General features: G+C 60.8%; 14 protein-coding genes. 8 read left to right on the top strand and 6 right to left on the bottom strand.

Going from position 1 to position 21,114, the window contains the following annotated elements:
- Nucleotides 1–50: 50 nt before the first annotated feature.
- From J3U06_RS03560 to J3U06_RS03540, 5 genes are read right to left on the bottom strand one after another with little or no spacing between them, the layout of a single operon-like run.
- Nucleotides 51–842, bottom strand: a complete 792-nt coding sequence (locus J3U06_RS03560) for a L,D-transpeptidase (protein WP_267444342.1) — start codon at nt 840–842, stop codon at nt 51–53.
- Nucleotides 843–896: 54 nt separating this feature from the next.
- A complete protein-coding gene (locus J3U06_RS03555) occupies nt 897–1,697 on the bottom strand; it encodes an alpha/beta fold hydrolase (protein WP_267430424.1) in 801 nt (266 codons plus the stop codon).
- Complete coding sequence (gene ychF / locus J3U06_RS03550) at nt 1,694–2,800, bottom strand: redox-regulated ATPase YchF (RefSeq protein ID WP_254477376.1); 1,107 nt, start codon at nt 2,798–2,800, stop codon at nt 1,694–1,696. Before ychF ends, J3U06_RS03555 begins: the two co-directional genes overlap by 4 nt.
- A gap of 57 nt (nt 2,801–2,857) precedes the next feature.
- Entirely contained in the window at nt 2,858–3,661 is an 804-nt protein-coding gene (gene proC, locus J3U06_RS03545; protein ID WP_267399761.1) for a pyrroline-5-carboxylate reductase, read from the bottom strand.
- Between the two features lie 10 nt (nt 3,662–3,671).
- A complete protein-coding gene (locus J3U06_RS03540; protein WP_267444341.1) occupies nt 3,672–5,051 on the bottom strand; it encodes an alpha/beta fold hydrolase in 1,380 nt (459 codons plus the stop codon).
- Between the two features lie 253 nt (nt 5,052–5,304).
- Here J3U06_RS03540 and J3U06_RS03535 point away from each other — a divergent pair, with 253 nt between their 5' ends.
- From J3U06_RS03535 to J3U06_RS03505, 8 genes are all read left to right on the top strand, one after another.
- Nucleotides 5,305–5,448, top strand: coding sequence for a hypothetical protein (locus tag J3U06_RS03535; RefSeq protein WP_267444340.1), 144 nt, complete (start codon nt 5,305–5,307; stop codon nt 5,446–5,448).
- A gap of 197 nt (nt 5,449–5,645) precedes the next feature.
- A complete protein-coding gene (locus tag J3U06_RS03530; RefSeq protein WP_267444339.1) occupies nt 5,646–8,705 on the top strand; it encodes an InlB B-repeat-containing protein in 3,060 nt (1,019 codons plus the stop codon).
- 1,204 nt (nt 8,706–9,909) lie between these two features.
- Nucleotides 9,910–10,701, top strand: coding sequence for a hypothetical protein (locus J3U06_RS09335; RefSeq protein WP_324123862.1), 792 nt, complete (start codon nt 9,910–9,912; stop codon nt 10,699–10,701).
- 24 nt (nt 10,702–10,725) lie between these two features.
- Nucleotides 10,726–12,231 carry an InlB B-repeat-containing protein gene (locus J3U06_RS09330; RefSeq protein ID WP_324123861.1) on the top strand — a complete coding sequence of 502 codons (1,506 nt, stop codon included), beginning with the start codon at nt 10,726–10,728 and terminating at the stop codon, nt 12,229–12,231.
- A gap of 474 nt (nt 12,232–12,705) precedes the next feature.
- The gene (locus J3U06_RS03520) at nt 12,706–13,743 is read left to right on the top strand and encodes a LacI family DNA-binding transcriptional regulator (RefSeq protein ID WP_267430420.1); all 1,038 of its coding nucleotides are present in this window, start codon (nt 12,706–12,708) and stop codon (nt 13,741–13,743) included.
- A gap of 54 nt (nt 13,744–13,797) precedes the next feature.
- Complete coding sequence (locus tag J3U06_RS03515; protein ID WP_416378813.1) at nt 13,798–14,781, top strand: ribokinase; 984 nt, start codon at nt 13,798–13,800, stop codon at nt 14,779–14,781.
- A gap of 988 nt (nt 14,782–15,769) precedes the next feature.
- Nucleotides 15,770–18,163, top strand: a complete 2,394-nt coding sequence (locus tag J3U06_RS03510) for a sensor histidine kinase (RefSeq protein ID WP_267444338.1) — start codon at nt 15,770–15,772, stop codon at nt 18,161–18,163.
- A 348-nt stretch (nt 18,164–18,511) separates the two neighbouring features.
- On the top strand, nt 18,512–19,201 hold the full coding sequence (locus J3U06_RS03505) for a response regulator (protein ID WP_267430418.1): 690 nt from the start codon (nt 18,512–18,514) through the stop codon (nt 19,199–19,201).
- Between the two features lie 19 nt (nt 19,202–19,220).
- Here the strand turns inward: J3U06_RS03505 and J3U06_RS03500 are convergent, their stop codons facing one another.
- Nucleotides 19,221–21,095: an FtsX-like permease family protein gene (locus J3U06_RS03500; protein ID WP_267430417.1), complete on the bottom strand. Its 1,875-nt coding sequence runs from the start codon at nt 21,093–21,095 to the stop codon at nt 19,221–19,223.
- Between the last annotated feature and the right edge of the window lie 19 nt (nt 21,096–21,114).

Here is a 21,114-nt window from a genome sequence, read left to right as displayed (position 1 = left end):
GACGGCGAATGGTCACATTTTGGACGCAGCTGTTCCGGCACCGACTGGATTCACTTGACCAGGACGGGCGTGCCGGTGGGCACGGACTGCATGATCCATCGAGCGTCGGGCACCGTCAGTCGGATGCAGCCGTGGGAGCCAGGGCGGATGCCCAGCATATCGGCCTCCTCCTTGATGTATCCGCCCTTGGAATCGGTGGGAACCGAATGGAAGAGGAAGACCCCGTGGTTCAGAAAACTGGTGTAGTAGCGGGCGCCCATCCCCTCGCCGGGATTGTAGAAGTGGTCGCCGCGCTCGGCCTGGATGCGGAAGCTACCCCTGGGCGTGGAGTCATCCATGCCCGTCGAGGCGTACATGGAGTAGAGCAGTTCAGACCCGTCGCGCACATAGACCCGCTGGTCCTGAAGGCTGACCTCCAAGGATAGGCCAGGATGGGCTGCAGGATCCGGGTAATCAACCTGCTCGGAAGGCTTGAGCCAATCGACAGGATGAGCGGAAGTAGCAGCAGGGTCTGGCTTCTGCTGCTTTGTCTGATTCTTTGTGGTTGATGAAGAGGAGGAGGCAGATTTGCCGGGATGATGTGCCTTGGGGAATCGTCTGACCGAAACGGTGGATGTGCTCGAAGCGCTCGCAGCTGTGGTTCGTTCCGCATGAGCCGCATCCACCGGCTGGAACAGGTTGACGATCAGGACTGTCAGCAACAGCGTCAGCAGGGCGCTTGTCACTACCACAGGCGTGCGGCGGACAGGGTCCTGCAACCAACGGAGCATGGCGAGCGCACGCCGCTTAAGGCGTTCGCCATCCAATCCCCAGACAGCCATGTCCTTCCCCTTCGTCGCCATTGAACGAACCTGTATGCACAGTTCATTGTAATGGCAGACGAAACCGGGAGAGACTCAGCCTTTCAGCACCTGCCTGGCCCAGTCCTCCAGCAGGTCACAAACCAAGGCGTTCTGCTCGATCTGCACATTATGGCCGGCCCGATCCAGCACCGAGTAGGAGGCTCGAGGGAAGCGGCAGGCCAGGTCGAACTGGTCCAGGTAGCCCACACGGTCGTCCTGGCGTCCACAGACAAAGAGCACAGGGGCCATGAATCCGGACCAGACCTGGTCGAAGTCCATATCCAGCTGATAGTGCCCCTCCATTCGAGCCACCGTATCGGCATCGGCAGAACGAATACCGGGCATGATGGTCCGTTGGTAGGCCTCCAGGTGCTTCCGGGACTCCACCACGGCCATCTGCCGGTAGGCATGCCTGGTGAACTCGTCCACGTCGGCCAGTCCCTGGTCGTCCCGGATCAGCACCTGACGTGGGGGCAGGCGCCTGTGGGCGGTCACAGGGTCGACCACCGAGGAGAGCAGGGCCATCCCCCGGCAGCGCTCCAGTCGACCGGCGGCGGCATGACGGCTGAGCAGCCCGCCCATGGAGTTGCCCACCAAGGCGAAAGGGCCACCGCCACTGAAAATGTCCACCTGGTCATTCAGCCACCGGGCCAGACCGTCCAGGTCGAGGATGGACGGGTCGGGCGGCGTGCGGCCGAAGCCGGGCTGGTCCAGATAGATCCGCTCGAAGCCGCCCACCCGCTCGAATACGGGATCCAGGTCGTCGAAGATGTGGTGGTCCACACCGGACCCATGCGCAAAGATCAGCGGCAGCCCACGACCCCGGCGAATGGCGAACCCTGGCTTGGCGCTCACTTCTTGGAACCGGAGGGTATGCCGGTCTTGAACTCTACGATGTCGCCGTCCTGCATGACGTAGTCCTTGCCCTCAAGGCGCATCTTGCCCTCCTCGCGCACCTTGGCGTAGGAGCCGTCGGCGGCCACGAAGTCGTCGTAGGAGACCACCTCGGCCTTGATGAAACCCTTCTCGAAGTCGGTGTGGATGACACCGGCAGCCTGCGGGGCGGTCCAGCCCTGGTGGATCTGCCAAGCGCGCACCTCTTTGACCCCGGCGGTCAGGAAGGTCTGCAGGCCAAGAATGTCGAAGCCCACCCGGGCCAACTGGTCCAGGCCGGACTCCGTAAGCCCGGCATCGGTCAGCATCTCGCGGGCGTCCGCCTCGTCAAGCTCGGTCAGCTCGGACTCGAACTGGGCGTTGAGGAAGATGGCAGGCGCGGGAGCCACGGAGTCGGCCAGCTGCTTCTTCAAGTCCTCGTTCTGCAGCTCGTCGTCGTCCACGTTGAAGACGTATATGAATGGCTTGGCGGTCATCAGATGCAGGTCGTAGAGCTCGTCCTTGTCGATGTCACCGGCCTTGGCCGCCTGGTCGATGGTGCGACCCTGGCCCAGAATCTCCTTGGCCTTGCGGACGGTGTCCAGGTAGGCAGGCTTGATCTTGCCCCCGCGCTGGTCCTTCTCCAGCTTGGGCAGGGCCTTGTCGATGGTCTGCATGTCGGCCAGGATCAGTTCGGTGTTGATGGTGTCGATGTCGTCGGCCGGATCCACCTTGCCGTTGACGTGGACGATATCGTCGTCATTGAAGGCGCGTACCACCTCGCAGATGGCGTCGGCCTCGCGGATGTTGGCCAGGAACTGGTTGCCGAGCCCCTCCCCCTCCGAGGCCCCCTTGACGATGCCGGCGATGTCCACGAAGGTGACCGTGGCGGGCACAATCTTGTCTGTGTGGACCAACTTAGCCAAGACGGGCAGCCGGTCGTCGGGCAGGGGCACGATGCCGGTGTTGGGCTCGATGGTGGCGAAAGGGTAGTTCTCCGCCAAAACGTTGTTGCGGGTGAGGGCGTTGAAGAGTGTGGACTTGCCGACGTTGGGCAGCCCGACGATTCCTATGGTTAACGACATATCCACCAGTCTATTGCCCGGACTGCCCCCGGCGTGGCTCCCCTCAGGATGGCAGGCTCAGTCGCCGCGCTCCACCGCATCGATGGCTTCGATGACCGCTCCACGGAAGCCGTGCTTCTCCAAGGAGGCGACCCCCTTGATGGTGGTTCCGCCCGGCGAGCAGACCGCGTCCTTCATGGCCCCGGGGTTGGTGCCGGTGGACATGTAGAGGGCTCCTGTCCCCTCCACCATTCGCGCCGCCAGCCGGTAGGCCGCCTGCCTGGGCAGCCCATGCTCCACCCCGGCATCGGCCAAGGCCTCCATGTACATGGCCGTGTAGGCGGGCGCGCATCCGGCGATGGTCGTGCCCACCGAGACCAGCTCCCGGGGCAGCCGCTCGATCATGGCCACCGGGTCGAAGACCCGGGTAAAGAGCTCCCGCTGCTGGTCGGTCAGGGTGTCGTCCTCCTGGGTGATCAGAATCCCTTGCCCTACTGAAATGGGGGTGTTGGGAACGGCGCAGATCAGGTGGGTGCCCTCCGCCAGAATGTCGGCATAGTCCTCAAGGGTCATGCCGCCCACCACCGAGAGGACCATGCGATCCGGGTCAGCCAGCTCATGGCGGATAGGCTCGCAGACCTGGGCCACCTGCCCCGGTTTGACGGCCAGAACCACCAGGTCGGCGGCCGCAGCCACCTCGGTGCCTGAGTGCATGGGCCGCACACCCAGCTGCGCCGCACGCCCCACCAGCCGGTCATAGTGGGCTGCGCAGGCCACAATCCGGCCGCCGGGCAGCACACCAGCGTCGACCAGCCCCTGGGCCATGGCCTGGGCCATGTTGCCGTATCCGATGAATCCGAGAGTCAATGAGTCCGTGTTCATGCCCTCAAGTCTAGCCGCGCGCCGGGAAGAGCCCCTCCAGATCGCCGCGCCCCAGGGCCAGCCGGTAGAGGTGGGCGAAGACCCTGTCCCCGTGCAGGCCGTCGTGCTCGAACTCGTTGGTCACCCAGGCATGGGCGTGGCCCACGCGCGAGAGAGTGTCCAGCTGGAGCTCGGAGGGCACATAAAGGTCGTCGGCATAGACCGCGGCCTGCAGGGGAACCTGATTGTCGGCCAGGCGCTCGGGATCGTACAGGTGACCCCAGGAACCCTCCTCCATGAGCAGGCTGACCGCCGGGCCGAAGGGGCGCAGGGCCGCCTCCTGCTCGAACATCCAGGGGAAGATCGCCTCCCCGGTGAACATGAGCGGGCGGGCAGCGGTGTCGAATTCGGGGCGGGTGTCGCGCACCCGCTGCCCTGCCCAGCGCAGGGGGCCGCAGTTCCCGTCGGCGTAGATGAACTCCTGCAGGGGCCAGTAGAGCGGGCTGACCGAGGTGGCCGCCCGCACCCCCTCCAGGAAAGTCTGCGAGAGGGTGGCCCGGGAGCTGCTAGCACTGGAAACGGGCAGGCTGCCGTCGCCATCCAGGAAGGCCGTGTCCAGCAGCCAGTGAAGGCGCTCGAACCCGCCGCTCTTGCCCAGGTCCGCGCCCAGAGTCTGCAGCCGCTCCACACTCAGGGGGTCGCCGCCGGGCAGGACCACATCGCCCTGGGCCAGCCGGTCGGCAATAGCTGCCACACGGTCTTGATCCCCCGGATAGCGCTGGTAGAAAGCCTGGGACCGTTGGGCCATTTTGGCGAATGTGTGGGAGAAGAGCTCATAGGCATCCGTGAGGATGTGCGGCACGCCCCCGGCAGTGAAGGCCGCAGCAAGCCCTTGCGGGAAGTTCGACAGGTAGGCCAGGGTCAGGAAGCCGCCGAAACTCTGTCCAAGGGCCACCCAGGGACGGCCGGCGAAGACCGTACGACGCAGGTGCTCGAAGTCCCGGATGATGGAGTCCGCCAGAAAATGCTTCAGATAGTCGGCCTGGGCCCGGGGCTCGCCTAGGGAGGCCATGGTGGAGCCGTCGATGGCGCTGGACCGGCCTGTACCCCGCTGGTCGGGCAGGACAATGCTGAAGTGGCGTAAAGCCTCGGCCATCCACCCGTCGGCAGTGGCGTTCAGCGGCCGTGGGGCGCCCGAGCCGGGTCCGCCCTGCAGGTAGACCAGCAGCGGCAGGTCGTCGTGGATGTGCTCGGGTGCGCAGACCACGCGGTAGAAGCAGCGGATGACCGCCTGGTCCGAATGGTCTTCGGCTCGCCAGACGCCAGGTTCACTGCCCGCCCAGTCCAAGGGAACGGGGATGGACCCCTCCCGAACGTAGAGTCCCGGCAGATAGTATCCCTGGTTGGTCATGCGCTGGCTCCTTTCTTTGAGATCAGTCGGGTTCATTGTCTCCGGGCGGTTGGACCTGGCTTGTGTGTTGTTGGCGGGCTGGGTGGTAGGGTGAAAAGCGGGGGACGTCGAGAAGACGACTGGCTTGCGTCAGGATTCGTGCAATCTGTTGCACGGACTGACGTTGAGCAATGGGTGGCTTTCCGACAGACAGAACTTTATTCGGTAAGCGGTTCTGATTCCGCTTGGTGTTTGGTGAAGGGGTTTTGGTTTCATGCATCTGGTTTCCCGTCTGCGTCGCATCCTGGCGATGATGACCGTCCTGATGAGCCTGCTGGCAGGCTTGGGCGTCGCATCCGCCCAGGCGGACGCTCCCATACTCACCGGGGGGGGGGGGGTCGTCAGACCCCTCGCGTAGCTAACCAAACCCCCGGCACTCTCCCCAGCAACGCAACCAGCACACCACTACCCAAACCATCACCGCTGACACCTTCCTCACCATTAAGCACCACCACACCAAACCCGGACACCCCGTCATCGCCGACAAGCAGCCCAGGCAACACAGGATCCGCTTCAACCAAGCCATCCGATAAGACGGATGATCAAGCTTCGCACATGGTGCGCTTCGACCCAGCCGACGAAAGCAAGCCAACACAATCAACCGTGAAAACCGGCACCCTCGCCACTCCCCCGCAACAGAACCCGCAACGTCAAGGCTTCCGATTCGACGGATGGACACGTGACGGCCAGCCCTTCGACTTCCAGACCCCCATCCTCCAGGACACCACCCTGAAAGCCCAATGGACGAAAATCACGGACTGGACACTGAGCCCTGACCACGGGCCCGCCTCCGGCGCCCGGCTGACCATCAACCTGCCCAGCCCGCGGGAACCCTACTACACCAGCATCCAAAGCGCAGGAGACCGGTTTATCGGTCTGACCGGGGACGGCCACATCTACACCTGGACGCAAGACGGCACACCCGTACAATTTCCTCTCCCCACCCAGGCTCCCAACGGGTTCCACTACCTGCAGGCCGCAGCCGACAGCCAATGGCAAGCTGCTCTCGGATCCGACCAGCAGATATACACCTGGACCAACGGACAGCCCACGCCCACCATCCTCGAGACCAGCAAGAACACCAAATTCACCAGCATCAGCATCAACGACGACCGGCTGCTGGCCGTTGACCGGCAAGGACAGATCCACACCTACCAGTCCGGTCAGAACCCGAACCCGAACACGAAATGTATAGAGCAGGCAGCAACCAGCCTGCCCGGAAAGACGCAATCCGTCACAGCCGTCGCCTCCAGCAGCCGGATCCTCGCCCTGGACTCGGACGGGCAAGCCTGGACCTGGGACACGAGCAACACCGGCAACATCAAACCCGAACGCATCAAACAAAACCCGGGCATGCGCATCATCCAAGCCCAAGCCCTCAACCAAGAGTTCCTCCTCCTGGACGCAGAAAGGCAGATCAATTACCTGGCTGACAGCGCGACCAGTTCGACAGCGGTCAGCCTGCCGGAACGCATGAAAGCCAACTCGATCAGCGCCAACGATAGCCAGGCCGTCATCACCGACACGGACGGCCACCTTTGGGCCTGGAAGCCGGGCGAAGCACCCATGCGTATGGACAACGGGAGCCAGCAGTACATGCAGGCCGCCGAAGCCGGCAGCAGGATCACTGCCATAGACGGGCAAGGCAACTTGTTCACCTGGGGCCTGAACCCTCACAGTGATCAGGGCAAGCCTGCAAGAATCGCCACTATCACAACGTTCACACTAGAATCAGCCAGCATGAGCGGCCAGGCATTGACGCTCAGCAAAACAGACGACACCTGGCAGGTAGAAGCTCCAGCCCATAAGCCCGGACCAGTCATCATCACTATCACAGGCAGACAAGATGGCCAGCCATTCACCAGGAGCCTCAAGTACACCGTCGATCGGCCGCTGTTAAGGGATGTCCAACAGGGTTCCACCCACACGGTCACTTTTGATACAGCCGGAGGAGGCCAGGCACCGGAACCCCAGCAAGTCGGCTACCCGTACGGTAGGGTGAAGCGGCCCTCCCCCGACCCGACGCGCGCTGGTTACCAGTTCTACGGATGGTTCATAGGCGAAGTCGCCTACGACTTCAGCAAGCCCGTCACCAAGGACCTCAGACTTACTGCACATTGGTCGTCAAACAAATGGACAATAAGCCCTGATACGGGCAGCCAAATCGGCGGTGAAAGGACCACCATTACCCCACCAACCAATACAAACGGTATCAAGTTCAACCAGATCAGCAGCTCAAACACTGGTTCATTCTCCCTGGCTGTGGGCAGCGACGGGAACGCGTACGCCTGGGGAGACAACACGTATGGCCAGCTCGGCGACGGGACGGCCAAAAACTCCAGATATACGCCGGTCATGGTACAGAAACCTGATCGCAAGACGTATCCAGATCTGCCAACGAATTTCACCTACGTACAGGTCAGCGCCGGAGGTCGGCATTCGTTGGCCGTGGGCAGCGACGGATACGTCTACACTTGGGGAAACAACAATTGGGGCCAACTCGGCAACAACACGAAAACGGATTCGCATGTTCCTGTGCGCGTACGCGACCCCGGCAGCCCTACTGACGAGAGCAGAGGACTAAAGGCCGTACAAGTCAGCGCAGGATATTGGCATTCGCTGGCTCTAAGCAGCGACGGATACGCATACGCCTGGGGATGGAACTGGTATGGCCAACTCGGCAACAACACCAGCGGTTCCAGTGAGTATTCGCCTTTCCCGGTACTCGTGCGCACTCCCGACAGCCCTGCTGATGAGAGTATAGGGCTGAAAGCCATACAGATCAGCGCCGGATACGATCATTCAATGGCCGTGGGCAGCGACGGATATGCATACGCCTGGGGATGGAACGTCAAGGGCCAACTCGGTAACAACACCATCAACGACAGCTACGGTGGAAATCCTTTTCCTGTGCGCGTGTGCGACCCCGCCAACCCTACTGATACGAGCAAAGGACTGAAAGCCTCACAGGTCAGCGCCGGATACTGGCATTCGCTGGCTCTGGGCAGTGACGGATATGCATACTCCTGGGGATACAACTGGTATGGTCAGCTCGGTAACAACACAAAAACGGATTCGTATGTTCCTGTGCCCGTGCGTGACCCCGCCAACCCCACTGATACGAGCAAAGGATTAAAAGCCACACAGATCAGTGCTGGATACTGGCATTCGCTGGCCGTGGGCAGTGACGGATACGTGTACGCATGGGGAAACAACGGAAACGGTCGGCTCGGCGACGGCACCACTAACGGTAAGTTAGCTCCCGTGTCGGTGATGTTCAACCTGCAACCGGTGATCGCCGCAGCCAAGTTCGACACCAGCCCCGGCACACATCTGACTCCTGTCAGCAACAGCAACAGCGTCACAGTGCTCACGCCTGCACATCTGCCAGGCACGGTCACGGTCAGCGTGGACTACACGATGGGCGGCGCGGGAAACACACTGACCGACACGTCCCTCAGATACACGTACACACCTGCAGGCGTGCTCCCTCAGGCCGGCGGTGAGGGCATTCTGCTGGCCCTGGCCACCGGCATGACGGGCATGGGTGGGGTTCTGGCATCCCGCCGCCATAGGCGAGAAACGCAGCAACTCCTACATACTTCACACGAGTAAGAAGGCCGGTAGATGGGTCAATTCCCGTCCACCCGCCTCAATGGGGGCGCATGGAGGAAAGTGTCATACAAGGCTCAATCCCCAAGGAGCCGACACTCCTCCTGCGCCCCCACCACACTTCTATCGACGACAATACGGGCGAGCCGCTCTCGTTTCCGCCTGAGACAGATATTGACGTGGCCAGACTCACTAAGGTCACATGACTCCAAGCCAGCTCAGCTCTCATCCTTGCCTCACGGCTTGGCATAATTGCTTTGAACAACAGCATTCCACCAACTGAGGATGATTATTGTCACGGGACTGCTGAGCTAGTTTATGTGTATTGTTTGCCGGATGGGTGGTATGGTGAAAAACAGGGGTAACGAAAAGACGGCTGGCTTCCGCCATGGTTCCTGCGATCCGGTACAGATCCGGCGTTGAAAGAAAGGACAGCTTTCCGAAAAAAGACGACATTTATCAGCGAGCTGTTGGCTTCGCTTGGTGTTTGGTGAAGGGGTTTACAAGTCATGCACCTGGTTTCCCAACTGCGTCGCATCATGGTGATGATGATCGTCCTGCTGGGCCTGCTGGCAGGCCTGGGCATCGCATCGCCCAGTCGGACGCTCCTATCCTCACAGGGGGGCTTCAGACCCCTCGTGTATCTGAGCAAACTCCCGCCACTCTCCACAGCAACGCAACCAGCACGCCACTACCCACACCATCACCACTGACACCTTCCTCACCGTTAAGCACCACGACACCAAGCCCAAACACCCCGTCATCGCCGACCGGAACGCCTGACACCACATGATCCGCTTCAACCAAGCCATCCGATAGTGATGATCAAACTCCGCACATGGTGCGCTTCGACCCCGACGACGGCAGCAAGCCAACACAGTCAACCGTGAAAACCGGCACCCTCGCCACTCCCCCGCAACACAATCCGCAACGTCAAGGCTTCCGGTTCGACGGGTGAACACTCGACGGCCAGCCTTTCGACTTCCAGACCCCCATCCTCCAGGACACCACCCTGACAGCCCAATGGTCGAAGACCACGGACTGGACGCTGAATCCGGACCACGGGCCCGCCTCCGGCGCCCGGCTGACCATCAGCCCACCCAGCCCGCAGGAACCCTACTACACCAGCATCCAAAGCGCAGGAAACGAGATCGTAGGCCTGACCGGCGACGGCCGCATCTACACATGGACGCAGGACAACACACCCATGCAGGTTCCCACTCCTGCCCAGGCTCCCGGCGGGTTCCGCTACCTGCAGGTTGCAGCCGGCAGCCGATGGCAGGCCGCCCTCGGATCCGACCAGCAGATATACACCTGGACCCGCGGACAAGCGACACCCACGATTCTTGATACCGGCCAGAACACCAAGTTCACCAGCATCAGCATCAACGGCGGCCGGCTGCTGGCCGTCGACCGGCAGGGACAGGTCCACGCCTACCAGGCCAGCCAAACCGACGGTCCGAACATGAAACCCACAGAACAAGCCACAGTCGACCTGCCCGGTCAGGCTCAGGCAGTACTCTCGGCCGCCACCAGCAGCCGGACCCTCACCCTGGACGCGGACGGGCAGGCCTGGACCTGGCATGCGAGCAACACCGGCAACGTCGAACCCGAACGCATCAGGCAGGACCCGGGCATGCGCATTCTCCAGGCCCAGGCCCTCGACCAGGGGTTCCTCCTCCTGGACGCAGAAAGGCAGATCCATTACCTGGCCGACAACACGACCAGCCCCACAGCGGTCAGCCTGCCGGAACGCATGAAAGCCAACTCGATCAGCGCCAACGACAGACAGGCCGTCATCACCGACACGAACGGCCACCTCTGGGCCTGGAAGCCAGGCGAAACACTCACCCGAGCGGACGACGGGAACCAGCACTACATGCAAGCCGTCAAGACAGGCAGCAGGATCACCGCCATCAGCACGAAGGGCAACATACTCACGTGGAGCCTGGACGGGCAAGGCAAGCGCGGCCAGCCGGCAAGACCCGACACCGCATAGGCACCCACACTGGAATCAGCCGGCATGGACAGCCAGCCGCTCAACCTCACCAAGAACAACGACGCCTGGCAGACAGACATACCCGCCCACAAGCCGGGACAAGCCACCATCACACTCGCCGGCAGACAGGACGGCCAGCCCTTCACCAAAAACCTCAACTACACCGTCGACCAGACGCTGACCAGAGGCACTGAGCAAAAATCCACGTTTACGGTCCACTTCGACACGGACGGAGGAAAACCCGAACCAGCAAACCAGGAATTCCCGACCCCGAACGGCAGGGCGAAGCGGCCCTCCCCCGACCCTGCGCGTGAGGGCTACCAGTTCGACGGATGGTTCACCGGCGAAGTCGCCTACGACTTCAGCAAACCCGTCACCAAGGATCTGACCCTGACCGCCAAATGGACCTTCAAAGACCCCAACAATACATGGAAAATCAACCCCGACCAGGGCAGCCGGCTCGGCAACGAAACCACCATCCTCACCCCGCCAGACACCAGCCGAGGCATCAGGTTCAGCCAGGTCAGCGGATCATCATACGACAGTAGGAGATCCTATGGTTTTTCCTTGGCTGTGGGCAGCGACGAGAACGCCTACGCATGGGGAGACAACTGGTATGGCCAACTCGGCGACGGGACAACCACTCAAAGGACTACACCGGTCAAGGTGAGCAAGCCTGAAGGCACACCCGCGGACTTCACCTACGTGCAAGTCAGCGCCAGAAGTCGGCATTCGCTGGCCCTGGGCAGCGACGGCAACGCCTACGCCTGGGGAGACAACGGCGATGGCCAGCTCGGCGACGGGACAGACACCAGCCGTACTACGCCGGTCAAAGTAGGGAAGCCTACAGACACGACCGCGGATCTCACCTACACACAGGTCAGCGCCGGGAACGATCATTCGCTGGCCGTGGGCAGCGACGGAAACACCTGGGCATGGGGATGCAACCAGGATGGCCCGCTCGGCAACAACACTGTCAGCTGGTACGGTGACGTGAATCCTGTTCCTCCGCGCGTGCGCGACCCCGCCAACCCCACCGACAAGAGCATAGGACTGAAAGCCACACAGGTGAGCGGCGGATTCCATCATTCGCTGGCCGTGGGCAGCGACGGGAACGCCTACGCCTGGGGATGGAACGACAATGGCCAGCTCGGCGACGGCACCACAAACACCAAGTCGGCTCCTGTGCCGGTGGCGTTCAACCTGCAGCTGGTGATCACCGGCGTCAGATTCGACCAGACACCCGTATCAGGTTTGACGCGCGGCGACGGCAGCAGCGTCAGCGTGACAACGCCCGCACACCAGCCGGGCACGGTCACAGTCAGCGTGGACTACACGCTGGGCGGCGCACCCCAAACGCCCGACACCTCCCTCAGGTACACGTACCTGCCTGCAGGCGTGCTCCCCAAGGCAGGCGGGGAAGGCATCCTGCTCGCCCTCGCCACGGGCATGACCGGCATGGGCGGGGTCCTCGCCTCACGCCGCCACAGAAGGGAACAACGCCAACTGCTACACACTTCGCACGAGTAAGAACGGCCGGGCGGCGTATCAATCCCCCCGCCCCCGGCCCATACAGGGGGAGCAGGGAGGAAACGCCAATCAAGGCTCAAACCTCAAGAGAGCCGACACCTCCTCCCGCGCCCCCACCACACTTCTGCAGGCGGAAGCCGAGGGCAGGCATGCACGCCCCCGCCCCCGCCCGGGAGAGGAGGGAAACACGGCCAGGCCAGCCAAAAGGCTCAACAGCCTCCAGCCAGCCCGGCCGCTGTCCATCTCCCTATCCCAGCATAATCGCGCAAACAGCAGCTTCATCCCCGAGCATTCAACCTCGCTCGCCTTCACTCAAAGCCAAGCCTCGACGGGCCATGCTGTGAAAGTTGCGGTATCGTTACCGCACTGATATAACTGAAGGCTGTCAGAACCGTTCGCCTGCCCATGGCGGCGGTCAGGCAACCGCCGAGGTCGGCAGTCCGGCCCGGCGGCCGACCACTTCGACGAAAGGCCATGATGGCGTACGCGACGATCAGGGATGTGGCCCAACGGGCCGGAGTCTCCGTATCGACGGTCTCCCGAGCCCTCAACGACTCCGGGCGCATCTCCCCCGCCACACGACAGCGCATCAACCAGGTCATCCACGACCTGCACTATGTGCCGGACTCCCGGGCCCGATCCATGCACTCCGCACACTCGCGCACCATCGGCCTGCTCATCCCCGACATCCGCAACTCCTACTTCGCGGACCTGGCCTACCTGATCCAGGGCCAGCTGCTCAACCATGGCTTCCAGACCCTGATCTGCACCTCCACCCAGGGCGACCCCGGCGAGGACCGGGCCCAGGTGCGCAACCTACTGGGCCAACACATCGACGGAGCCATCATCGTGCCCGGGCCGCGTTCCTCGCACACCCTGGAGGAGCTGACCAGACGCGGACTGCCCCTGGTCTGCGTGGACCGTGCCGCCGAGGGTGCCGCCGGACGCGACGGACGGACCATCCCCTGCGTGGACGCCGACCCCGAGCCCGGCCTGAGGCAGGCCCTTAAAGATCTGCACGCCGAAGGCCACCGACGCATCACCCTGGTGCCCGGGCCCCTCAAGGAATCGGCCACCTTCCGCGAACGCCTGAACGTCTACCGGGACCTGCTGGCAGACATCGAGGGCATGGACGACCCCCTGTCCGACCAAGTAGAGCCCGGCACCTTCGACCCCGACATGATCGACCTCTGGGCCCGGCAGGGCATCACCGGCGTGCTCTTCGGATCCTCCCTGGATGCCATACGCGCCATCAAAACGGCCCAGTCCCAAGGAATCGGCATCGGCGAGGACCTGTCCATGATCACCTTCGACGACCTGCCCGTCTTCCGCATCCTGACCCCGGCCGTGTCGACCATCTCCCAGCAGATCGACACCATGGGGACCCGCTGCGTGGACATGCTCCTGGCTCTGATGGCAGGCTCGCCCGTGCGGTCGGTCCGGTTGCAGACCAGCTACCGCCACTGCGCCTCGGTGGGTCGCCCGCCCGCACACACCGGCCAGGATCCCTGAACCTGTCACAGCGTGATCATCAAGGCGGACAAGCTCATCAAGGAACGGAGAAACATGATTCAAGATATGGCGGCGGCACCCGACCAGGTGCTCAAGGGACTGGATACCATCACGGGATCCATCTCGGTGGTCGGGTCCATGAATGCGGACTACACCGTCAACACCGACCGGCTGCCCAAGCCCGGCGAGACCATCAACGGGGGTCCCCTGCAGGTGCTGCCCGGGGGCAAGTCGGCCAACCAGGCGGCGACCGCGGCCCGCATCGGCGCGCAGGTCAGGCTCTTCGGGGCCGTGGGATCCGACTCCAACGCCGACTTCCTGCTGGGGCAGCTGGGCAACGCCGGGGTGGACGTCTCCCATGTGATGACCGTGCCGGGAGCCAGCGGAACCACAGTCATCACCGTGGACGCGCGCGGCGAGAACACCATCGTCTACTCCCCCGGCTCCAACGGCAAGGTGGATGTGGACTACGCCCACCGCTCCCGCCAGGCCCTGACCTCGGCCAAGGTGCTGGGCCTGTGCCTGGAGAGCCCCATCGAGACGGTCACCGAGGTCGCGCGCATGGGCCACGAGGCAGGCATGACCGTGCTGCTCAACGACTCCCCCTTCCGCGCCGACCTGCCCGCCGACCTGATCGCCAACTCGGACCTGATCCTGGTCAACGAGCATGAGATGGCCCAGCTGCTGGGCATCGACGAGCCCGAGAACGGCGACTGGCTGGGGGCCGACTGGGACCGGATCAACCAGACCATGCAGGACTTCGGCTTCCACCGGGCCATCGTCACCCTGGGCGGCGAGGGATCCATGGTGCTGGACCAGGGCCAGACCTACCGGATTCACGCCGTGCATGTAGACGCCGTGGACACCACCGGCTGCGGGGACGCCTTTATGGGCACCGTGCTGGCCGGCCTGGCCTCCGACATGACCCTGGTGCAGGCCGCCCAGCTGGCCTCCTACGTCTCCGCCTACGCTGCCACCGGACAGGGGGCGCAGGCCTCCTACGGCACGGCCGAGCAGATTCGGCTGCGCTTCTCCTGAGATTGGGTGCCCTCCCCTGCGTTGTCAGGCCGACGAACCGTTGCAGAATGCACGACGATTCGTCGGCCTGACTGGTATCTGTGGAATACAGGCTGGATGGATGGATATGGGGTGCATACTTGTTGCCGGTTGCCAATTGCCGGTTGAGCACAAATGTGGAATCCATATGGAACCCAAACTCATTGCCGACTGAGCGCAAGTCTGCGATCCGCTCTCACTGCCTGTTGAATCCAAGCACAGAATCCATACTTATTGCCAGTTAAAGCCCTCCAAGGGTTGGGACGTGCATTGGGGTACGCATACGTCTCGGCCGTGCATGCTATGCAGAAAGCCATTCCATGTAAGAATGCGTGTACATAAGAATGCATGTACAGCACCACGGCAAGGAACGGTACTAGGCCTCCCAAAGCCAAAGCGGCTAGACCGATAACGGCAATCGCCATCTGCAAAGCCGCCATCTTCCGACTCACTATCTTCCGACTCGCCATTCAGCACCCACTTCCGATTGCGACTGCTCCGACTTATCCACTTTGAGACAGCCTGGGCCCACATTTGACCACATCATCCCTCGGACTGATGGCACCTCCCTCCGCCCCCGAATAGTGTTCATTCCATGAACACAGTCAGTCAAACAGCGCAGCGACCAATCACCAGGTCCAACAATCGAACGCTGCTGACTGACGCTCTCTTCGCCATCCTTCTGTTGCTTCTAGTGAGCGGCTCCACCGCCAATCTCAAAGATGGAGCCCTGATCCCCTTGCAGGAAAACCTAACCCTGATGTGGACGGTCCTGCTCATAACCCCTGCCGTTATCCGTCGTCGATTCCCCGACCTGGCAGCCTGGCTCTTCGTTGCTGTGGCTCTGGCTCAGCTTTTCTTGGGACCAGCCATCATGCCCGCCCATGCAGTCTGCCTGGTTATGGTCTATTCCTGTCTGCTCTACGGACGCCCATCCTTGCGTCGACTCTACCTGACCTTGGCCTGGGTCATGACGCCCTTGTCCAGCCTTATCTTCACATTGGTCGATTTGGGGTTTCTGCCTCCGGGAAGAGCACAGCCGAACCTCACCTCTATGTGGCCGATCTCATTCAGAGAACTGGCGACCACCTTCCTATCGAATTTTCTGATCGAAGGGCTTTTACTGCTCGTAGCCATCGTCGCAGCCTACTGGACGCGGACCAGGCGAGATGCCCTTGACGAGGCTCGTCGACGCAACCACGCTCTGGCCCTGCAGGCAGAACAGAGCGCTGCCCTGTCCGCCAGCGCTGAGCGGGCCCGCATAGCTCGTGACATGCATGATGTCGTCGCCCACACACTGTCCATCGTCATCGTGCAGGCCGATGCCGGCAGATACGCAGCCACTGCCGATGCGAGCCTAGCCCTCAAGACTATGCGCACCATCGATCAAGAGAGCCGTCGCGCCCTACGCGAGCTGAGCTCTCTCTTCGGCAAACTCAAATCACCGACCAACCCAGCGGCCGAAACCAGCCAAAAAACAGCGGATTCCCCTCCCGGTCAACACCCGTCTTCCCTACCACCAACCGACCCTGCCGACATCCATACCCTTGACCAATCTCAAACAACCACCCAAACGAATTCCCCTCGTCAATCCGCGAACGCTCATGATCCGAATCCACCCGGAACGGATCGCACTCAGCCAAGCCAAGCCAGCGACTATCTTCACACAGGCAAAGAGACTCCAGCTGCTAACACTGCCAAGGCTAACGTTGATACGGCCGACAATGCGTGTATTTGGTCCTCAGATGCCACCTCTTCAAGCAATCCGCCGACCAGCTACGAATCATGGACAAACTTGATAGATGCCGCCCAACTTGCTCAGCCAGAATCTCAATTCAACCGACGCCTCGAAGGCCGACCCCACCCAGAAAAGTTGGATCGCAGCCGCGCCATGACTGCTTATCGGGTCCTCCAAGAAGCCTTGACCAACGTTCGCAAGCATGCCGCTCCGGCTTCGGATGTGCTGATTGAAGAACAGTGGCTCACAGACGGTCTGTGCCTCACCATTGACGACCACCCGCTCGACCATGCCACTACCAATTCAGATTCTCCGCCGCAGATGGATCGACCTGAGCATTCAGATTTCGGCCTTTTGGGAATGCACGAACGACTGACTTCCCTGGGTGGCAGCCTTCAAGCTGGTCCCAAGCCAGAAGGCGGTTACCACCTCCAGGCGCGGATTCCTTTTGCTGCTCCGCCAAAACCCGACCCTGAAGCAGGAATACACGTCAACCGACAAACGCAATGGTCCTTGCGTTCGATTGTCTCCACGCTCTTCGTTTGGTTCCAACGCCATCCGTTGACGGCAGACCTGGGTCTGGTAATCGGAATCGTATTGGTAGAAAATCCAGGTCAAGCTCTTGCCATAGCACCTGTCACTCCCCAATATGATCCAGGCCGGCCAGCAAGAATCATTGCCACACTAGCTATCGCTTTGCCCCTGATTGTGCGCAGGGTCCGTCCCGGCATTTGCGCCGCCATAGTAGCTGCAGTTGCCGCCCTGCTGCTCCTTTTCTCGCCCTGGCTACCAGAAGCTGCAGCCTTATCCCCAATCGCCGTCTATTCAGCAATGGTTTACGGTAAAGACACCACCAGGCGCTGGGTTCCGTTCGCGGTCATCACAGATATGGTTTTGTGGACTGTCAGATGTGCAGTCAATAACCAAGGGTGTCCCACCATTTTGTCCTACATAACAAAAGGACCAGCAGAAGCCTCTTTTTCTGCATCCCATTTAGCGCTTTTCATAGTGATGGCCGCGCCGGCCTTGATCTGTCTGCTGACCATTCTGATTGCCTCACGCCGACGCACTCGTGGTTCGGTTCTGCTTCTCCAGCAGGAGCGCGAGCGCGCGCTAAACCAGACCTTGCAGGAAAGCCAGGCTCTGGCAGCCAATCAAGAGCGTGAACTTATCGGCGCCACCATGCAGGTAGAGGTGGCCGCCACACTGAATACAGTCATTGCATCCACCGGCAAGGCCATCGCCGAGTTGAACGATTATCGAGCCAAGGAGGTGGACCCTCACCCAGAACAGGTAGCGCAAGCCTTCGGCGACATTGCAACCCAAGGACGCCAGGCCCTGGCTCGCATGCGACAACTGCTCACTGTCCTGCGTCACAGTTCCAGTACTGATTTGCGTTCAGACAATGACACCACCGACGTGTCAGACGTGAGCACCAATTCAGACAGGAACCATATGGTCGATCCCACCCACAAGACCGCACCATTGCCGGCTCTTCACCCAGCCAAACCCTTGCCAGTAGATCTTGACGATCGGCTTGACAACCCTCCGCAACATTCGCAACAGGATAAGGAATCAAAGCGCGTCCAATCGGACCAACCGGACTGCAGACATGAGCGTTCTTGATGATGTGCACCTCCTATGGCGAGCACACAGGAAATGGATACACAGGAAATGAACACAGCAGGCAATGAGCCCAGCAGAAGAATCGAGCATTCTATGAATCACGGACCGGAAGATCAGCCCAGCCCAGGAATCAACGACAGAAGCGGATCACTTCACCATTTGGTAGTGGCTCCGTCAACAGTTATTTCGGTAACAATCACTCAGACAGCCATTGCTTAGACAACACTCAGTCAGACAGCGATTACCTTGGCTACAAATTGAGACCAGTCGCAATTCCTAGCCACACTCGACTCAGATAAAATCGAATGGTGGCGCTGACCATCATCTAGCGGAAAGAAGCAGGCAGTTATGGAACGGACCGAACCCATCAGCGTTGCCATCGTGGATGACCAGGATCTGGTCCGGGCTGGCTTTGCCATGGTCATCGGCTCCCAGGATGACATGACCGTGGTTGGCCAAGGCGCGGACGGCGATCAAGCGGTGGACCTGGCTTCACGCCTGCGGCCTGATGTGATCCTCATGGATGTCCGAATGCCCGGCATGGATGGTTTGACAGCCACCCGCCGGATCACTGCTCTGTCGCCTGACCGTCCGGAGCCCAGGGTCATTGTGCTGACCACCTTCGATCTTGAAGAATACGTCATGGCTGCCATAAAAGCCGGCGCATCAGGATTTCTGCTCAAGGATACCGAACCTGAAACCCTCTTGTCCTCCATCCGTACAGTTCACCAGGGCAATGCGATCATCGCCCCTTCGGCTACAAAACGCCTAATCGAGCATATGGCTCATGACAAGCCTGAGACCAAATCCATGCCATCGGGCTCAACCTATCGCGATCCCGAAGCGGACCTGCTCACTGATCGCGAGTTGCAGGTCCTGGCTCTCATAGCCCAAGGCCTGAGCAACCAGGAGATTGCCGACAATCTGGGGATCTCACTGCCCACGGTGAAAACCCATGTCACTCACATTCTCCAGAAAAACAATGCCCGCGACCGTGTCCAAGCAGTGGTCTTCCCTTACGAAAACCATCTGGTATGAACACGGCCATCAAGCAGTATCAATCATCACTGAGCGCCTCAATGGGTGAAACCTTAACTGCCTCCCTGGCTGGCAGCACACTGGCTGCCACCGCAGCCAGCAAGGCCACCGGCAGTACCAGCGCAAAAGCCGACCATGGCACGGTGAAGGTCACGGATCCTAAGGGAACAAAGACCTGATAGGCTCCTATCCACCCGAATAGCATTCCTAGAACGATTCCAGCCAGACTGGCTCCTAGGGCAATCATGCAGGCTTCGACTCCCAAGGATCGGCGAACCTGGACGCTGCTCATGCCGATTGCTCTAAGCGTGGCGGTCTCACGACGGCGTTCCAGCACCGACATCATCAAAGTGTTGGAGACCCCTATGAGGGCGATAATGACCGCAACGCCCAGCAATGCCACCATGATCGCCAGCAAGGAATCGATTCTTTCGCCCCATAGTCTCTTTTGCGTCAGCCCACCGCTGATAGCCATGTCGTCATGCTCTCCGACAGCCTGACGTATGTCATCCAAGAGCAGTGCGGCATCACGATCTCTCTGCGTCCTGATCCAGATTTCATGCGTCTCGGTGTTTATCCCAGCGACATTCTGGGGATCCGTGATTGCATAGACGCCACTGGTATCCAGCCCGCCGAATCCGGCAAAGACCCCGGTCAATGTTCTTCTTGTAACTGACTCTTTTCCACGTTCATCGTCCGCCTGAGGATCAGCTATCGACAACTTCAACTGACTTCCGCTCCGGTAACCGGAATACTTGGAAATCGTTCTGGTCGATACCAGCAGTGCATCCGACCTTTGCATACCCAGACCCAGATCGGCATGAAGCACACGCCTGATACGTGAAGCATCCAAGGCATAGACAGTCATGGAATCTTGTGAGGGACCTCCCGACTCGACCTTGGCATTGAATCTCTGCACCAGCTCTGCATCAGCAACACCTTTGATCCGCTCAATGGCCCGCACATTATTCTTGTTCAGCCCCTGGCCAGATATTTCAATATCCAAGGAATAACGCTGATCAATATCCTTGGCCAAGGTCCGTTTAGTGGTTACCGCACCTGTAGCTAGAGTGGAGACCAGGGTTACGCCAATCAGCAGAGCAACACCTGTGGCAGCTACTCGTGAGGGATTTCGAGCGATATTCGCCACTCCAACCCTGCAAGATGGTCCAATCCGGGACACAGGTCTACCCAGGCAACGCAGAAGAGATGGAATCCATCGACGCGCACCGATCAGCGCACCCAGAAAAATCAGCAAAACACCCAATACTGCGAGACCCAGCAAGAGTTCCTGCTGATTACTGGTCTGGACTGTATCGCCGGTGTTTGTCCTGACTAGCTCCCTGACGCGCCAAGAGGACCAGATCACGAACGCTATGCCAATGACCGCCAACAGGATGCTGATCAGCAGACCGGTCCGTTTCCTGTTTCCTTGCTCCTGATAATCCAGTGGCTGCAGGGCTTCAAGCGGTCTGACTTTGATAGCCGTACGCGTAGACCCAAAGGCAGCCACCAAGGTTGCCAGAACGCCAAGCGCAAATGGAACCAAAAGGGCAGCAGGAGTAAGCAGAAGTGCAAGCTCCATGGTGCCCGAATGCAAACCAAGGCAACCGGCAAGACCCATCAAGCCCATGGCCAGCAGGATGCCAATCAAGGACGATATGACACCAAGAAGCAGTGCCTGCTGCAGCACGCCTAACCTGATTTGCCGTCGATCCGCACCAATAACCCTCAGCAGGGCCAGATACCTGCGCTGTCTGGCCACCATGATCTGGAAGGTGTTGGCAATCACCAAGGCAGCCACCACCATGGCCAGCACACCGAAAGTCATGAGGAAGACAGTCATGATGTTCACACCATTGCCAGTCTGGTCACTGAGCAGCCTGTCCTCCATGGCGCGACGGCCCTCCAAC

Origin of the sequence: Bifidobacterium sp. B4142 (assembly GCF_026537325.1) — a bacterium.
In the GTDB taxonomy this organism is placed as follows: Bacteria; Actinomycetota; Actinomycetes; order Actinomycetales; family Bifidobacteriaceae; genus Bombiscardovia.
The sequence above is the reverse complement of the archived record's forward strand: the minus strand, read 5'-3'. Positions and strand labels throughout refer to the sequence as shown.

What these genes read in the sequence shown, in the direction of transcription:
- J3U06_RS03560 (WP_267444342.1), bottom strand. Translation starts at nt 842, where the DNA reads ATGGCGACGAAGGGGAAGGACATGGCTGTCTGGGGATTGGATGGCGAA.
- ychF (WP_254477376.1), bottom strand. Translation starts at nt 2,800, where the DNA reads ATGTCGTTAACCATAGGAATCGTCGGGCTGCCCAACGTCGGCAAGTCC.
- proC (WP_267399761.1), bottom strand. Translation starts at nt 3,661, where the DNA reads ATGAACACGGACTCATTGACTCTCGGATTCATCGGATACGGCAACATG.
- J3U06_RS03540 (WP_267444341.1), bottom strand. Translation starts at nt 5,051, where the DNA reads ATGACCAACCAGGGATACTATCTGCCGGGACTCTACGTTCGGGAGGGG.
- J3U06_RS03535 (WP_267444340.1), top strand. Translation starts at nt 5,305, where the DNA reads ATGCATCTGGTTTCCCGTCTGCGTCGCATCCTGGCGATGATGACCGTC.
- J3U06_RS03530 (WP_267444339.1), top strand. Translation starts at nt 5,646, where the DNA reads ATGGTGCGCTTCGACCCAGCCGACGAAAGCAAGCCAACACAATCAACC.
- J3U06_RS09335 (WP_324123862.1), top strand. Translation starts at nt 9,910, where the DNA reads ATGCAGGTTCCCACTCCTGCCCAGGCTCCCGGCGGGTTCCGCTACCTG.
- J3U06_RS09330 (WP_324123861.1), top strand. Translation starts at nt 10,726, where the DNA reads ATGGACAGCCAGCCGCTCAACCTCACCAAGAACAACGACGCCTGGCAG.
- J3U06_RS03520 (WP_267430420.1), top strand. Translation starts at nt 12,706, where the DNA reads ATGATGGCGTACGCGACGATCAGGGATGTGGCCCAACGGGCCGGAGTC.
- J3U06_RS03515 (WP_416378813.1), top strand. Translation starts at nt 13,798, where the DNA reads ATGATTCAAGATATGGCGGCGGCACCCGACCAGGTGCTCAAGGGACTG.
- J3U06_RS03510 (WP_267444338.1), top strand. Translation starts at nt 15,770, where the DNA reads ATGACGCCCTTGTCCAGCCTTATCTTCACATTGGTCGATTTGGGGTTT.
- J3U06_RS03505 (WP_267430418.1), top strand. Translation starts at nt 18,512, where the DNA reads ATGGAACGGACCGAACCCATCAGCGTTGCCATCGTGGATGACCAGGAT.
- J3U06_RS03500 (WP_267430417.1), bottom strand. Translation starts at nt 21,095, where the DNA reads ATGGAGGACAGGCTGCTCAGTGACCAGACTGGCAATGGTGTGAACATC.